Source organism: Vibrio crassostreae (genome assembly GCF_024347415.1).
Taxonomy (GTDB): domain Bacteria; phylum Pseudomonadota; class Gammaproteobacteria; order Enterobacterales; family Vibrionaceae; genus Vibrio; species Vibrio crassostreae.
The window spans coordinates 1838845-1855140 of sequence record NZ_AP025476.1 but is presented as its reverse complement, the minus strand read 5'-3'; the positions used below and the strand labels follow the sequence as shown (position 1 = coordinate 1855140).

General features: G+C 53.7%; 1 protein-coding gene (only partly in view). It reads left to right on the top strand.

Annotated elements, in window-relative coordinates; translation table 11 throughout:
- On the top strand, positions 1-16296 hold the end of the coding sequence (locus tag OC193_RS08485; protein ID WP_261978624.1) for a VCBS domain-containing protein. Its footprint begins 24351 nt before the window's first position; 16296 of the gene's 40647 nt are visible here — the last part of the coding sequence; its start codon lies off the left edge, out of view; the stop codon is at positions 16294-16296.

The window sequence follows — 16296 nt, the reverse complement described above, 5'->3', positions numbered from 1 at the left end:
GATGCGTTGAACGTGGGCTCAGAGCCACTGACTGAAACCTTCACGGTGAAATCGGAAGACGGCACCGAGCAGGTGGTGACCATCACCATCAATGGTGCGAACGACGGCGCGGACATCACAGGCGATGTCGCAGGCGACGTGACCGAAGATGCGGCGGATAACACCGCGACGGGTACGCTGTTGTCGGACGATGTCGACAACACCAACAACGTGTTCCAAGTTCAAAGTGATGTGGCGGGCGATTACGGCACGTTCAGTGTGGACGCGAATGGCGAGTGGACCTACGAGCTGGATAACAGCAACGAGACGGTCGATGCGTTGAACGTGGGCTCAGAGCCACTGACTGAAACCTTCACGGTGAAATCGGAAGACGGCACCGAGCAGGTGGTGACCATCACCATCAATGGTGCGAACGACGGCGCGGACATCACAGGCGATGTCGCAGGCGACGTGACCGAAGATGCGGCGGATAACACCGCGACGGGTACGCTGTTGTCGGACGATGTCGACAACACCAACAACGTGTTCCAAGTTCAAAGTGATGTGGCGGGCGATTACGGCACGTTCAGTGTGGACGCGAATGGCGAGTGGACCTACGAGCTGGATAACAGCAACGAGACGGTCGATGCGTTGAACGTGGGCTCAGAGCCACTGACTGAAACCTTCACGGTGAAATCGGAAGACGGCACCGAGCAGGTGGTGACCATCACCATCAATGGTGCGAACGACGGCGCGGACATCACAGGCGATGTCGCAGGCGACGTGACCGAAGATGCGGCGGATAACACCGCGACGGGTACGCTGTTGTCGGACGATGTCGACAACACCAACAACGTGTTCCAAGTTCAAAGTGATGTGGCGGGCGATTACGGCACGTTCAGTGTGGACGCGAATGGCGAGTGGACCTACGAGCTGGATAACAGCAACGAGACGGTCGATGCGTTGAACGTGGGCTCAGAGCCACTGACTGAAACCTTCACGGTGAAATCGGAAGACGGCACCGAGCAGGTGGTGACCATCACCATCAATGGTGCGAACGACGGCGCGGACATCACAGGCGATGTCGCAGGCGACGTGACCGAAGATGCGGCGGATAACACCGCGACGGGTACGCTGTTGTCGGACGATGTCGACAACACCAACAACGTGTTCCAAGTTCAAAGTGATGTGGCGGGCGATTACGGCACGTTCAGTGTGGACGCGAATGGCGAGTGGACCTACGAGCTGGATAACAGCAACGAGACGGTCGATGCGTTGAACGTGGGCTCAGAGCCACTGACTGAAACCTTCACGGTGAAATCGGAAGACGGCACCGAGCAGGTGGTGACCATCACCATCAATGGTGCGAACGACGGCGCGGACATCACAGGCGATGTCGCAGGCGACGTGACCGAAGATGCGGCGGATAACACCGCGACGGGTACGCTGTTGTCGGACGATGTCGACAACACCAACAACGTGTTCCAAGTTCAAAGTGATGTGGCGGGCGATTACGGCACGTTCAGTGTGGACGCGAATGGCGAGTGGACCTACGAGCTGGATAACAGCAACGAGACGGTCGATGCGTTGAACGTGGGCTCAGAGCCACTGACTGAAACCTTCACGGTGAAATCGGAAGACGGCACCGAGCAGGTGGTGACCATCACCATCAATGGTGCGAACGACGGCGCGGACATCACAGGCGATGTCGCAGGCGACGTGACCGAAGATGCGGCGGATAACACCGCGACGGGTACGCTGTTGTCGGACGATGTCGACAACACCAACAACGTGTTCCAAGTTCAAAGTGATGTGGCGGGCGATTACGGCACGTTCAGTGTGGACGCGAATGGCGAGTGGACCTACGAGCTGGATAACAGCAACGAGACGGTCGATGCGTTGAACGTGGGCTCAGAGCCACTGACTGAAACCTTCACGGTGAAATCGGAAGACGGCACCGAGCAGGTGGTGACCATCACCATCAATGGTGCGAACGACGGCGCGGACATCACAGGCGATGTCGCAGGCGACGTGACCGAAGATGCGGCGGATAACACCGCGACGGGTACGCTGTTGTCGGACGATGTCGACAACACCAACAACGTGTTCCAAGTTCAAAGTGATGTGGCGGGCGATTACGGCACGTTCAGTGTGGACGCGAATGGCGAGTGGACCTACGAGCTGGATAACAGCAACGAGACGGTCGATGCGTTGAACGTGGGCTCAGAGCCACTGACTGAAACCTTCACGGTGAAATCGGAAGACGGCACCGAGCAGGTGGTGACCATCACCATCAATGGTGCGAACGACGGCGCGGACATCACAGGCGATGTCGCAGGCGACGTGACCGAAGATGCGGCGGATAACACCGCGACGGGTACGCTGTTGTCGGACGATGTCGACAACACCAACAACGTGTTCCAAGTTCAAAGTGATGTGGCGGGCGATTACGGCACGTTCAGTGTGGACGCGAATGGCGAGTGGACCTACGAGCTGGATAACAGCAACGAGACGGTCGATGCGTTGAACGTGGGCTCAGAGCCACTGACTGAAACCTTCACGGTGAAATCGGAAGACGGCACCGAGCAGGTGGTGACCATCACCATCAATGGTGCGAACGACGGCGCGGACATCACAGGCGATGTCGCAGGCGACGTGACCGAAGATGCGGCGGATAACACCGCGACGGGTACGCTGTTGTCGGACGATGTCGACAACACCAACAACGTGTTCCAAGTTCAAAGTGATGTGGCGGGCGATTACGGCACGTTCAGTGTGGACGCGAATGGCGAGTGGACCTACGAGCTGGATAACAGCAACGAGACGGTCGATGCGTTGAACGTGGGCTCAGAGCCACTGACTGAAACCTTCACGGTGAAATCGGAAGACGGCACCGAGCAGGTGGTGACCATCACCATCAATGGTGCGAACGACGGCGCGGACATCACAGGCGATGTCGCAGGCGACGTGACCGAAGATGCGGCGGATAACACCGCGACGGGTACGCTGTTGTCGGACGATGTCGACAACACCAACAACGTGTTCCAAGTTCAAAGTGATGTGGCGGGCGATTACGGCACGTTCAGTGTGGACGCGAATGGCGAGTGGACCTACGAGCTGGATAACAGCAACGAGACGGTCGATGCGTTGAACGTGGGCTCAGAGCCACTGACTGAAACCTTCACGGTGAAATCGGAAGACGGCACCGAGCAGGTGGTGACCATCACCATCAATGGTGCGAACGACGGCGCGGACATCACAGGCGATGTCGCAGGCGACGTGACCGAAGATGCGGCGGATAACACCGCGACGGGTACGCTGTTGTCGGACGATGTCGACAACACCAACAACGTGTTCCAAGTTCAAAGTGATGTGGCGGGCGATTACGGCACGTTCAGTGTGGACGCGAATGGCGAGTGGACCTACGAGCTGGATAACAGCAACGAGACGGTCGATGCGTTGAACGTGGGCTCAGAGCCACTGACTGAAACCTTCACGGTGAAATCGGAAGACGGCACCGAGCAGGTGGTGACCATCACCATCAATGGTGCGAACGACGGCGCGGACATCACAGGCGATGTCGCAGGCGACGTGACCGAAGATGCGGCGGATAACACCGCGACGGGTACGCTGTTGTCGGACGATGTCGACAACACCAACAACGTGTTCCAAGTTCAAAGTGATGTGGCGGGCGATTACGGCACGTTCAGTGTGGACGCGAATGGCGAGTGGACCTACGAGCTGGATAACAGCAACGAGACGGTCGATGCGTTGAACGTGGGCTCAGAGCCACTGACTGAAACCTTCACGGTGAAATCGGAAGACGGCACCGAGCAGGTGGTGACCATCACCATCAATGGTGCGAACGACGGCGCGGACATCACAGGCGATGTCGCAGGCGACGTGACCGAAGATGCGGCGGATAACACCGCGACGGGTACGCTGTTGTCGGACGATGTCGACAACACCAACAACGTGTTCCAAGTTCAAAGTGATGTGGCGGGCGATTACGGCACGTTCAGTGTGGACGCGAATGGCGAGTGGACCTACGAGCTGGATAACAGCAACGAGACGGTCGATGCGTTGAACGTGGGCTCAGAGCCACTGACTGAAACCTTCACGGTGAAATCGGAAGACGGCACCGAGCAGGTGGTGACCATCACCATCAATGGTGCGAACGACGGCGCGGACATCACAGGCGATGTCGCAGGCGACGTGACCGAAGATGCGGCGGATAACACCGCGACGGGTACGCTGTTGTCGGACGATGTCGACAACACCAACAACGTGTTCCAAGTTCAAAGTGATGTGGCGGGCGATTACGGCACGTTCAGTGTGGACGCGAATGGCGAGTGGACCTACGAGCTGGATAACAGCAACGAGACGGTCGATGCGTTGAACGTGGGCTCAGAGCCACTGACTGAAACCTTCACGGTGAAATCGGAAGACGGCACCGAGCAGGTGGTGACCATCACCATCAATGGTGCGAACGACGGCGCGGACATCACAGGCGATGTCGCAGGCGACGTGACCGAAGATGCGGCGGATAACACCGCGACGGGTACGCTGTTGTCGGACGATGTCGACAACACCAACAACGTGTTCCAAGTTCAAAGTGATGTGGCGGGCGATTACGGCACGTTCAGTGTGGACGCGAATGGCGAGTGGACCTACGAGCTGGATAACAGCAACGAGACGGTCGATGCGTTGAACGTGGGCTCAGAGCCACTGACTGAAACCTTCACGGTGAAATCGGAAGACGGCACCGAGCAGGTGGTGACCATCACCATCAATGGTGCGAACGACGGCGCGGACATCACAGGCGATGTCGCAGGCGACGTGACCGAAGATGCGGCGGATAACACCGCGACGGGTACGCTGTTGTCGGACGATGTCGACAACACCAACAACGTGTTCCAAGTTCAAAGTGATGTGGCGGGCGATTACGGCACGTTCAGTGTGGACGCGAATGGCGAGTGGACCTACGAGCTGGATAACAGCAACGAGACGGTCGATGCGTTGAACGTGGGCTCAGAGCCACTGACTGAAACCTTCACGGTGAAATCGGAAGACGGCACCGAGCAGGTGGTGACCATCACCATCAATGGTGCGAACGACGGCGCGGACATCACAGGCGATGTCGCAGGCGACGTGACCGAAGATGCGGCGGATAACACCGCGACGGGTACGCTGTTGTCGGACGATGTCGACAACACCAACAACGTGTTCCAAGTTCAAAGTGATGTGGCGGGCGATTACGGCACGTTCAGTGTGGACGCGAATGGCGAGTGGACCTACGAGCTGGATAACAGCAACGAGACGGTCGATGCGTTGAACGTGGGCTCAGAGCCACTGACTGAAACCTTCACGGTGAAATCGGAAGACGGCACCGAGCAGGTGGTGACCATCACCATCAATGGTGCGAACGACGGCGCGGACATCACAGGCGATGTCGCAGGCGACGTGACCGAAGATGCGGCGGATAACACCGCGACGGGTACGCTGTTGTCGGACGATGTCGACAACACCAACAACGTGTTCCAAGTTCAAAGTGATGTGGCGGGCGATTACGGCACGTTCAGTGTGGACGCGAATGGCGAGTGGACCTACGAGCTGGATAACAGCAACGAGACGGTCGATGCGTTGAACGTGGGCTCAGAGCCACTGACTGAAACCTTCACGGTGAAATCGGAAGACGGCACCGAGCAGGTGGTGACCATCACCATCAATGGTGCGAACGACGGCGCGGACATCACAGGCGATGTCGCAGGCGACGTGACCGAAGATGCGGCGGATAACACCGCGACGGGTACGCTGTTGTCGGACGATGTCGACAACACCAACAACGTGTTCCAAGTTCAAAGTGATGTGGCGGGCGATTACGGCACGTTCAGTGTGGACGCGAATGGCGAGTGGACCTACGAGCTGGATAACAGCAACGAGACGGTCGATGCGTTGAACGTGGGCTCAGAGCCACTGACTGAAACCTTCACGGTGAAATCGGAAGACGGCACCGAGCAGGTGGTGACCATCACCATCAATGGTGCGAACGACGGCGCGGACATCACAGGCGATGTCGCAGGCGACGTGACCGAAGATGCGGCGGATAACACCGCGACGGGTACGCTGTTGTCGGACGATGTCGACAACACCAACAACGTGTTCCAAGTTCAAAGTGATGTGGCGGGCGATTACGGCACGTTCAGTGTGGACGCGAATGGCGAGTGGACCTACGAGCTGGATAACAGCAACGAGACGGTCGATGCGTTGAACGTGGGCTCAGAGCCACTGACTGAAACCTTCACGGTGAAATCGGAAGACGGCACCGAGCAGGTGGTGACCATCACCATCAATGGTGCGAACGACGGCGCGGACATCACAGGCGATGTCGCAGGCGACGTGACCGAAGATGCGGCGGATAACACCGCGACGGGTACGCTGTTGTCGGACGATGTCGACAACACCAACAACGTGTTCCAAGTTCAAAGTGATGTGGCGGGCGATTACGGCACGTTCAGTGTGGACGCGAATGGCGAGTGGACCTACGAGCTGGATAACAGCAACGAGACGGTCGATGCGTTGAACGTGGGCTCAGAGCCACTGACTGAAACCTTCACGGTGAAATCGGAAGACGGCACCGAGCAGGTGGTGACCATCACCATCAATGGTGCGAACGACGGCGCGGACATCACAGGCGATGTCGCAGGCGACGTGACCGAAGATGCGGCGGATAACACCGCGACGGGTACGCTGTTGTCGGACGATGTCGACAACACCAACAACGTGTTCCAAGTTCAAAGTGATGTGGCGGGCGATTACGGCACGTTCAGTGTGGACGCGAATGGCGAGTGGACCTACGAGCTGGATAACAGCAACGAGACGGTCGATGCGTTGAACGTGGGCTCAGAGCCACTGACTGAAACCTTCACGGTGAAATCGGAAGACGGCACCGAGCAGGTGGTGACCATCACCATCAATGGTGCGAACGACGGCGCGGACATCACAGGCGATGTCGCAGGCGACGTGACCGAAGATGCGGCGGATAACACCGCGACGGGTACGCTGTTGTCGGACGATGTCGACAACACCAACAACGTGTTCCAAGTTCAAAGTGATGTGGCGGGCGATTACGGCACGTTCAGTGTGGACGCGAATGGCGAGTGGACCTACGAGCTGGATAACAGCAACGAGACGGTCGATGCGTTGAACGTGGGCTCAGAGCCACTGACTGAAACCTTCACGGTGAAATCGGAAGACGGCACCGAGCAGGTGGTGACCATCACCATCAATGGTGCGAACGACGGCGCGGACATCACAGGCGATGTCGCAGGCGACGTGACCGAAGATGCGGCGGATAACACCGCGACGGGTACGCTGTTGTCGGACGATGTCGACAACACCAACAACGTGTTCCAAGTTCAAAGTGATGTGGCGGGCGATTACGGCACGTTCAGTGTGGACGCGAATGGCGAGTGGACCTACGAGCTGGATAACAGCAACGAGACGGTCGATGCGTTGAACGTGGGCTCAGAGCCACTGACTGAAACCTTCACGGTGAAATCGGAAGACGGCACCGAGCAGGTGGTGACCATCACCATCAATGGTGCGAACGACGGCGCGGACATCACAGGCGATGTCGCAGGCGACGTGACCGAAGATGCGGCGGATAACACCGCGACGGGTACGCTGTTGTCGGACGATGTCGACAACACCAACAACGTGTTCCAAGTTCAAAGTGATGTGGCGGGCGATTACGGCACGTTCAGTGTGGACGCGAATGGCGAGTGGACCTACGAGCTGGATAACAGCAACGAGACGGTCGATGCGTTGAACGTGGGCTCAGAGCCACTGACTGAAACCTTCACGGTGAAATCGGAAGACGGCACCGAGCAGGTGGTGACCATCACCATCAATGGTGCGAACGACGGCGCGGACATCACAGGCGATGTCGCAGGCGACGTGACCGAAGATGCGGCGGATAACACCGCGACGGGTACGCTGTTGTCGGACGATGTCGACAACACCAACAACGTGTTCCAAGTTCAAAGTGATGTGGCGGGCGATTACGGCACGTTCAGTGTGGACGCGAATGGCGAGTGGACCTACGAGCTGGATAACAGCAACGAGACGGTCGATGCGTTGAACGTGGGCTCAGAGCCACTGACTGAAACCTTCACGGTGAAATCGGAAGACGGCACCGAGCAGGTGGTGACCATCACCATCAATGGTGCGAACGACGGCGCGGACATCACAGGCGATGTCGCAGGCGACGTGACCGAAGATGCGGCGGATAACACCGCGACGGGTACGCTGTTGTCGGACGATGTCGACAACACCAACAACGTGTTCCAAGTTCAAAGTGATGTGGCGGGCGATTACGGCACGTTCAGTGTGGACGCGAATGGCGAGTGGACCTACGAGCTGGATAACAGCAACGAGACGGTCGATGCGTTGAACGTGGGCTCAGAGCCACTGACTGAAACCTTCACGGTGAAATCGGAAGACGGCACCGAGCAGGTGGTGACCATCACCATCAATGGTGCGAACGACGGCGCGGACATCACAGGCGATGTCGCAGGCGACGTGACCGAAGATGCGGCGGATAACACCGCGACGGGTACGCTGTTGTCGGACGATGTCGACAACACCAACAACGTGTTCCAAGTTCAAAGTGATGTGGCGGGCGATTACGGCACGTTCAGTGTGGACGCGAATGGCGAGTGGACCTACGAGCTGGATAACAGCAACGAGACGGTCGATGCGTTGAACGTGGGCTCAGAGCCACTGACTGAAACCTTCACGGTGAAATCGGAAGACGGCACCGAGCAGGTGGTGACCATCACCATCAATGGTGCGAACGACGGCGCGGACATCACAGGCGATGTCGCAGGCGACGTGACCGAAGATGCGGCGGATAACACCGCGACGGGTACGCTGTTGTCGGACGATGTCGACAACACCAACAACGTGTTCCAAGTTCAAAGTGATGTGGCGGGCGATTACGGCACGTTCAGTGTGGACGCGAATGGCGAGTGGACCTACGAGCTGGATAACAGCAACGAGACGGTCGATGCGTTGAACGTGGGCTCAGAGCCACTGACTGAAACCTTCACGGTGAAATCGGAAGACGGCACCGAGCAGGTGGTGACCATCACCATCAATGGTGCGAACGACGGCGCGGACATCACAGGCGATGTCGCAGGCGACGTGACCGAAGATGCGGCGGATAACACCGCGACGGGTACGCTGTTGTCGGACGATGTCGACAACACCAACAACGTGTTCCAAGTTCAAAGTGATGTGGCGGGCGATTACGGCACGTTCAGTGTGGACGCGAATGGCGAGTGGACCTACGAGCTGGATAACAGCAACGAGACGGTCGATGCGTTGAACGTGGGCTCAGAGCCACTGACTGAAACCTTCACGGTGAAATCGGAAGACGGCACCGAGCAGGTGGTGACCATCACCATCAATGGTGCGAACGACGGCGCGGACATCACAGGCGATGTCGCAGGCGACGTGACCGAAGATGCGGCGGATAACACCGCGACGGGTACGCTGTTGTCGGACGATGTCGACAACACCAACAACGTGTTCCAAGTTCAAAGTGATGTGGCGGGCGATTACGGCACGTTCAGTGTGGACGCGAATGGCGAGTGGACCTACGAGCTGGATAACAGCAACGAGACGGTCGATGCGTTGAACGTGGGCTCAGAGCCACTGACTGAAACCTTCACGGTGAAATCGGAAGACGGCACCGAGCAGGTGGTGACCATCACCATCAATGGTGCGAACGACGGCGCGGACATCACAGGCGATGTCGCAGGCGACGTGACCGAAGATGCGGCGGATAACACCGCGACGGGTACGCTGTTGTCGGACGATGTCGACAACACCAACAACGTGTTCCAAGTTCAAAGTGATGTGGCGGGCGATTACGGCACGTTCAGTGTGGACGCGAATGGCGAGTGGACCTACGAGCTGGATAACAGCAACGAGACGGTCGATGCGTTGAACGTGGGCTCAGAGCCACTGACTGAAACCTTCACGGTGAAATCGGAAGACGGCACCGAGCAGGTGGTGACCATCACCATCAATGGTGCGAACGACGGCGCGGACATCACAGGCGATGTCGCAGGCGACGTGACCGAAGATGCGGCGGATAACACCGCGACGGGTACGCTGTTGTCGGACGATGTCGACAACACCAACAACGTGTTCCAAGTTCAAAGTGATGTGGCGGGCGATTACGGCACGTTCAGTGTGGACGCGAATGGCGAGTGGACCTACGAGCTGGATAACAGCAACGAGACGGTCGATGCGTTGAACGTGGGCTCAGAGCCACTGACTGAAACCTTCACGGTGAAATCGGAAGACGGCACCGAGCAGGTGGTGACCATCACCATCAATGGTGCGAACGACGGCGCGGACATCACAGGCGATGTCGCAGGCGACGTGACCGAAGATGCGGCGGATAACACCGCGACGGGTACGCTGTTGTCGGACGATGTCGACAACACCAACAACGTGTTCCAAGTTCAAAGTGATGTGGCGGGCGATTACGGCACGTTCAGTGTGGACGCGAATGGCGAGTGGACCTACGAGCTGGATAACAGCAACGAGACGGTCGATGCGTTGAACGTGGGCTCAGAGCCACTGACTGAAACCTTCACGGTGAAATCGGAAGACGGCACCGAGCAGGTGGTGACCATCACCATCAATGGTGCGAACGACGGCGCGGACATCACAGGCGATGTCGCAGGCGACGTGACCGAAGATGCGGCGGATAACACCGCGACGGGTACGCTGTTGTCGGACGATGTCGACAACACCAACAACGTGTTCCAAGTTCAAAGTGATGTGGCGGGCGATTACGGCACGTTCAGTGTGGACGCGAATGGCGAGTGGACCTACGAGCTGGATAACAGCAACGAGACGGTCGATGCGTTGAACGTGGGCTCAGAGCCACTGACTGAAACCTTCACGGTGAAATCGGAAGACGGCACCGAGCAGGTGGTGACCATCACCATCAATGGTGCGAACGACGGCGCGGACATCACAGGCGATGTCGCAGGCGACGTGACCGAAGATGCGGCGGATAACACCGCGACGGGTACGCTGTTGTCGGACGATGTCGACAACACCAACAACGTGTTCCAAGTTCAAAGTGATGTGGCGGGCGATTACGGCACGTTCAGTGTGGACGCGAATGGCGAGTGGACCTACGAGCTGGATAACAGCAACGAGACGGTCGATGCGTTGAACGTGGGCTCAGAGCCACTGACTGAAACCTTCACGGTGAAATCGGAAGACGGCACCGAGCAGGTGGTGACCATCACCATCAATGGTGCGAACGACGGCGCGGACATCACAGGCGATGTCGCAGGCGACGTGACCGAAGATGCGGCGGATAACACCGCGACGGGTACGCTGTTGTCGGACGATGTCGACAACACCAACAACGTGTTCCAAGTTCAAAGTGATGTGGCGGGCGATTACGGCACGTTCAGTGTGGACGCGAATGGCGAGTGGACCTACGAGCTGGATAACAGCAACGAGACGGTCGATGCGTTGAACGTGGGCTCAGAGCCACTGACTGAAACCTTCACGGTGAAATCGGAAGACGGCACCGAGCAGGTGGTGACCATCACCATCAATGGTGCGAACGACAAACCAACCGCAATAGACTTCTCAGTTACCCTAAACAACCAAGACGAAGCGTTCTTTACGTTTGATGGTGGTCAATCGGGTAGTCAAGATAACGTGGGCGATATAGAAGATGATGCTGCTGGTACTCCGGTTGATGTCAAAATTCTCGAAGAACCATTGTTCGGTAACCTTTACGACGTTAGTGGTGGTGGCAAAGTACTCATTGAAGCTGGAGATATAATCAGTAGTGACGCTCAAGTCGAATATGAACAAGATTCCAATGCTGTGGATAAGCTTGATTTTGTAGCAAGTACTTTTGCAGGCCAAGTCAACAATGGGTCTAGCAGCGTAAGTTACTTACAGGGCAATGTATTAATAAGCTCGGGGATTTACGATGGTAGCTCCCCAACCGACGCTAATGTAATCGATACAAATTCTTATTTGGTTTACGACAGTCAAAACCAAGAGGATGGTTTTGGTGTGTCAACTAATGCGAATTCAACTAGCGGAGAGTTGGATGTAGTTAGCGGTGGCAACCAGGAATATATCTCTGTTGATTATTCTCAATCTGGTGCAACCATTACAGAGGCTAATATTGAATTTGGTAGCGTATTCGGAAACTACAATGCGGGAAATAATGCTGGCGGTCGTATTGAGGTACTCGCTCTCGATGAAGATGGTAATGTTGTTGGGACGTTCTTCTTCGATAGCGATGAATCAGGCGAGAACGGACTGTCCATCGATAGCAACGGGAATGCGACAGTTAACATCCAAGTCGATGGAGGGTTTACTGAATTAAGAGTATTCACTACTCAAGACGGTTCTGATAATCCTAATAGAAACTCCAATATCACGCTTAAAGGCGTTGATGTAGTTAGTGCTGATCTCTCTGAAGAAATTGATTATCAGTCAGTTGATTCTAGCGGTTTACTTAGTGATGAAGTGGCTCAACTGACTATTACGTCCAATGCGACCAATCAGCCCCCAGTTGCTCAAGATGATACGGTATCAGTATTTGGTGGACTATCTGGATACTATTACAGCTCAAATGATAGCGTTAATGGCAATATTGATTCGATTCAAGATGCATTGGATGTTATTGCTAGCAAAGAAGCAGACCTAACCTTTGACGCCAAAGATATCAACTATACGCTAAATGGAAATAACAATGGCTTGAGCTCTCAAAGTCAGTTTGAAGACTTCTTAAATGATGACTCTAGCTCTGTTGAAGGTACCGTTGGTGCTCATACTGACGGTGTTGTTCAAATTAGTGGTTCAGTCTATCTAGAAGCCGGTGATTATGCATTTAAAGTGACCGCTGATGATGGCTACACGGTATTAATTGATGGGGTTGAAGTTGCTACTGTTGACCAGAACCAGTCGTCTACAACTACCTTACATGACGCATTTGCGATTGATAGTGATGGTTATCATTCTATTGAAATCGTTTATTGGGACCAAGGTGGTGCTGCTAACCTAGACATCAATCTTGGTACGGTTGATGGCAATGGTAATTACAATAATGGCGAGCATGACTTAAACGATTTCCCGCTGATCGGTGATATTCTGTCTGTGCAAGAGGGTGAAACTTTAATTGTAGATTCGTCACTGCTTCTTGCTAACGATTACGATCCAAATACCGGTGACACCTTTACGATTGTCGCGGATGGATTTAGTTCAGCTGACGGAACGGTCTTATACGATCAAAACAGTGGTGAGATCTCCTTCACGCCAAATAGTAATGTGACGGGTAGTGCGTCGTTCACATATACCATTGTTGATAGTTCAGGCCTGACCAGTAGTGCAACGGTAACAACAACAGTTGCGCCAATTAGTAATGGATTGGCGGTTTCCGCCAACTTAACCAGTGTTAGTGGAAATGTTGCTGACTCTATTGTTGCAAACATAGAATCTAGCTTGGCGAATAAGACAGTAGACCCAAATGCTGATGGCGACGACAACCATCTTCAGACTACAAGTGGTGCTTGGCTAGATGCCCTTGGTGGCAATGATACTGTTGTATACAACAATGGCGATCATATGCAGGTACTTGGCCGAGAAGGCGATGACATTATTGTCGGCAATGACGGCGGTCTTGGCGTTGTTTCTGAAAACCTACAAGGCGGCGACGGTAGTGACATTTTGGTTGGCGGTATAGATGCATCAACAAGCATTAATTTGTTAGGTGATGATACTGGAGAATTTGGCAATGATGTTCTCATTTCTCGTAGCCCAACAACGAGCACAGCATACTATGGTGGTTCAGGCAATGATGCAGCATATCTAACAGGCCAAAGTACAGACTACACCTTTAGTACAGCAGGAACTCCAGATTTTCGCTTAACTCATACTGGAACAGGGAATGCAAATCATGACTTTTATAGTATCGAGTCGTTGTATTTCTCTGACGGCAAGTTTGAAGTTCAGAGCGGTACCCTAGTTAAAGTTGCTGAGGTTTATGAACTTAACATTGATATCGTTCTGAATGACAACGACGGTAGCGAGCAAGTAAGTTCATTAGTCGTGAGTGATGTACCTTCCGATGTAACGCTCTCGACAGGTACTAAACAAGCTGATGGAACCTGGGTGATTGATCCGGCTGAGTTAGATAGTGTAGGGAAGTTAACAGTCATTGTTGAAGCACCAGTTAATACGGCACCAGTTCTGACTGTTACAGCAGGCGCTTACGAGGTCGATGGTCAAGGTCAACCTGTAGATTCAGAAGTACTTGCTGATACTCAAACCGGTATTGTTATAGCGCCTAGCTTAGGTAATGAAAATGGTGATAACACGATCGTTGGCTTTGATGGTGACGACGTACTGTTTGGAGATACTGGCGGTGTTGTGGATAACTCAGTCGCACCGACGAATTACAATATTGCTTTAGTTGTTGATATGTCAGGCAGTATGAAAGACGCACTCAATAGTTACAGTAGCCAGTCTAAGTTAGATGTGGTTAAAGCATCACTTATTGCTATGTTGGCTGATATTGCATCTCATCCGGGTATTATAAATCTGGCGTTGATTGGTTTTGAGGCTAGTGCGAGCATACAAATAGATTTACAAAACTTAGAAGAGTCAGACTTAGAGCAGACAGTCAACTCAGCGATCAATGATTTGACTGCGGATGGCGCAACTAACTACGAGGCTGCGTTTGATTCTGCTAAAGATTGGTTTGCTGATGGTGACCAACCATCGAGTTATGAAAACTTAACGTTCTTCTTAACTGATGGAAAACCAACTGTGTCGAACAGTTCAAACAGCAGCGGCTCTACTACCCAGTTTGATGAGTTTGCTGACTCTATTACTGCTTTCGATGAGCTAGCGGATGTATCAAAAGTTAGAACGATAGGTATCGGAGATGGCATTGATTCTGAAATATTAGAGCACTTCGTGAGTGACAATGGTTCTTCGTACACTTATTCATCAACTACAACGCAACTTGCAAACTTCAGCTCTAGTACAGGTGAATCTTGGAGCCTTGAGAACTTTGCGGTTTCCGGTGGTACAGCAGTACTGACTAACTCAAGCATCTTGCTAACCGATACGGGTGATATTAATAGCTCAGCTTCGATGACCAGCCCCGAGTTTGTTGTTGCTAGCGGCGAAGCGTCAGTTCTGACATTTGATGCATCACAGGGTAACTATTTTGGTGGCGGTGATGTGTTTGGCTGGAGTGTTCAGAAATTTGATGAACAAACTCAAGCATGGGTAAGTGTATCATCTGGAAGTAGTACTGGCTCGATTGAAACAGATCTACTTCATGAAGGTAAGTACCAGTTAGTACTCTCTGTTTATGAAGACCAAAGCGGATACACAGCAGACGTATACTTAGACAACTTTATAATCAAGACAGTAACAAGTACGACAGGCGATGTTGAAATCGTTCAGTCAAGTCAAGGCTTAGATGCAGCACTTGAGGAAGGTAGCAACGAAATTACGCTACTGCCTGTAGGTAGTGATGATCTAAGCGGCGGTGCCGGTAACGATATTTTGTTTGGTGATGTTATCAATACAGATAACTTGCCATGGGGTGATAATGGCCTTGTTCGTCCAGATGCGTTAGCTGATGGTTCGGGTATGGAAGCTCTAACAACGTTCTTACAGATGTTGAATGGTGCAGAACCTGCAGGCATGGAAATCTACGAATATGTTAAAGATAACCATGAGTTGTTTAATGCAGACAGTGATACTCGTGGTGGCGATGATACCATTACAGGTGGATTAGGCGACGATATCCTCTACGGTCAAGGTGGTGAAGATACGCTTATTGGTGGTCTTGGTGATGATATCTTAACTGGTGGTGATGGTGATGATCTGTTCAAGTGGGTCGACGAACCTTTCCAAGGTGATGTCGATACGATAACCGATTTTGCTCTAGGGGAAGACCATCTTGATATCTCTGAGTTGTTACCAAACGAAAGTTCAATGTTTGATCTTCTTGATCATATCACTATTGAAAAGGTTGATAATGGCGGCGGTGATAAAGACCTCGTGATTACCATTTCAGAAAACACAGATAATACAGGCCAAAGTCAAACGATTGTTCTCGACAACGTAGGTAATCAGTTCGACTCGGTAAATTCACAAGGTGATGGCTCTGTTGTTAATGGTGATTTGACCAACTTGGTGAGTCAGTTGTTCGTGAACTTACCTGACCAATACTAA